The organism is Knoellia aerolata DSM 18566 (assembly GCF_000768695.1).
GTDB lineage: Bacteria > Actinomycetota > Actinomycetes > Actinomycetales > Dermatophilaceae > Knoellia > Knoellia aerolata.
This window is the reverse complement of record NZ_AVPL01000127.1, coordinates 1-2,169: the sequence shown is the minus strand read 5'-3', so window position 1 is coordinate 2,169 and position 2,169 is coordinate 1. Positions and strand designations below refer to the sequence as shown.

Sequence of the window (2,169 nt, the reverse complement as noted above, 5' to 3'; positions counted from 1 at the left end):
TTCGGCCGCCCTGACCTGACCGCCTTCGCGTCTCATCCCAATCGACCCTGATCGAGTCTGCTGACCCCCTCGACGAGAACACAGCGACATCACAGCCACCCAACCCCGACCGTCCGGGAAGCCGGGACACGTCACATGGCCTGTGCTGCGGGCGTGTCGAGTGGGTCGTCCAGGGGCGACGCAGGAGCGTCGACGCGACGTGCTGAGAGGTGGTTCCAGTCGAGCACTAGGACACCGGCTACAGGCATGGCGATAGGTCAGGAACGGCGTCGCTCCCTACGCAGGAGGGAGCGCAGAGTCTCGGCGTTCGCGTAGCCGACCCGTAGCGCGATCTCGGCGGAGGTAAGGTCCGTGGTTGCTGAGAGGTGCCGAGCTCGTTCGATGCGAAGCCGTTGGACGAAGCCGAGCGGAGTGAGGTTGAGCGCCGCACGGACTCGTCGTTCGAGGGTGCGCCGGCTGGTGCCGAGCGACTGCGCGACGAAGGCGACGTTGAACGGTTCGTCCAGGCGGGCGCGCACGAAGCGTTCGAACTCGACGACGATCGGGTCCTCGTGCCGGAGATGTTCGTAGGCGACGAAGGCCGCCTGCGACGGACGCTCGTCGATGATGAGGAGCTTGGCGACATGTTGGGCCAGGTCGGGGCTGATCGATCGCACGAGTGAGAGCGCGAGGTCGATGTGGGCGAACGCGGCGCCGGCGGTGACGAGGTTCCCGTCGACCACGACCATGGTGTCGAGATCGAGGGCGACGGTCGGATAGCGCTTCAGGAACTCCGGCCCCAGGAACCAGCTGGTCGTCGCCCGCCGATGATGCATCCGTCCGGTCTCGGCGACAGCGAACACGCCGGTGCACGCCGCGGCGATCCGGGTGGTCGCGTCGTCGAGGCGCCCGAGCGAGGCGATGACCGAACGAGCATCTCGGCTCTGGAGGGCGTCGTTGGTAGCGGCGGCCGTGAGGGTTCCAAGCGCAGGGACGACGACCACGTCGAACTCTGCGGACTCCGACAGCGGGTGGTCCACCGACAGGGTCATCGATGCCGTCGTGGTCACTCTCCGTTTCGGTCCGAGGATGGCGAGTTCGATCGGGTCGATCTGCGGGTCGACATCGCCGCGGGCTCCGTCGGCCACCCGCACGATGTCGATGACCGACGCGACAGCCGAACCGAAGCAGCCGTCGATCGCGATCAGTCCGATACGCATGGCGCGAACAATAGCAATACTGCCGTATACGCCACTTCTCACATGCCCTTGCTCGTCATACGCTGAACTCGCTTCACCAAGAACCTCGACACCTAGGAGAACCCCTCATGTCCACACCCGCATCACTTCCGTATGCCTTCGTCGCCAAGATCGTCGCGGCCGATGGACAGCACGACGCGCTCGCCGATCTGCTCGCCGGCGCTGTCGCGCTCGCCAACGAAGAAGTAGGAACGATTGTCTGGTTCGCGGTCAGGACCCACGCCGACACCTTCTGGATCTTCGATGCATTCCCCGACGAGGCCGCTCGCGACGCCCACGCCAACGGCGCCATCGTCGCAGCCCTGATGGCCAACCAGCACCTCCTCGGCGCAGCACCCGAGATCCTGGCGGCCGACGTCCTCGCGTCCAAGCTCCCGTAGTCCGCCAACGCACGAGACGATCGCGCCCCGCCGAGCCGTCGCCAGGTCGCGACGCAACGCCACGCTGCGTTGCCGAGCGGTGCGAGGCCTATCGGCACACGGACAGGATGCCGGCCGCGAGCGCTCAGCCGGCTAGGGGTCCGTCGCAGAGGAGAGCGACGTCGGTGTCGGGCAGAGCCGTGAGGCCAGCGCATCGTGCGACCACCAGAACCGAACCGCCCCTGCCTTGCGTTTCCGCAGGTCAGGGGCTGTTCGCCGGAGCCGCCTGTCGGAATCGAACCGACGACCTAATCACGTCGGCTTTGCGTCTATCGCTTGATGCGCCCACTGGGCGAACGAGCCGCTGACCTGCGCAAACGCCGAGCGTGGGGGACGCCGCCATCCGGTGGTGACCGACGACGACCGACCAGTACCGACCGTTTCACCGGAGCTTGCGGCGGCGTCGAAGCCGAGCAAGCTCCATTCCTTTAGCTCACCGCACCCTCCTCCTCGCCGGTCCCGTCGTCGTCGAAGACGTTTCAGGGGTCTTCTCAGATGACGGTGTAGGTCGG

The 2,169-nt window shown here is 66.5% G+C and carries 2 protein-coding genes; one reads left to right on the top strand and one right to left on the bottom strand.

Features of this window, described 5'->3' with window-relative positions:
- Positions 1-257: 257 nt before the first annotated feature.
- Positions 258-1,199 carry a GlxA family transcriptional regulator gene (locus tag N801_RS18870; RefSeq protein WP_035940857.1) on the bottom strand — a complete coding sequence of 314 codons (942 nt, stop codon included), beginning with the start codon at positions 1,197-1,199 and terminating at the stop codon, positions 258-260.
- A gap of 107 nt (positions 1,200-1,306) precedes the next feature.
- Between N801_RS18870 and N801_RS18865 the strand changes: the two genes are divergently transcribed.
- A complete protein-coding gene (locus tag N801_RS18865) occupies positions 1,307-1,618 on the top strand; it encodes a putative quinol monooxygenase (RefSeq protein ID WP_003941073.1) in 312 nt (103 codons plus the stop codon).
- The last annotated feature ends 551 nt before the right edge of the window (positions 1,619-2,169 follow it).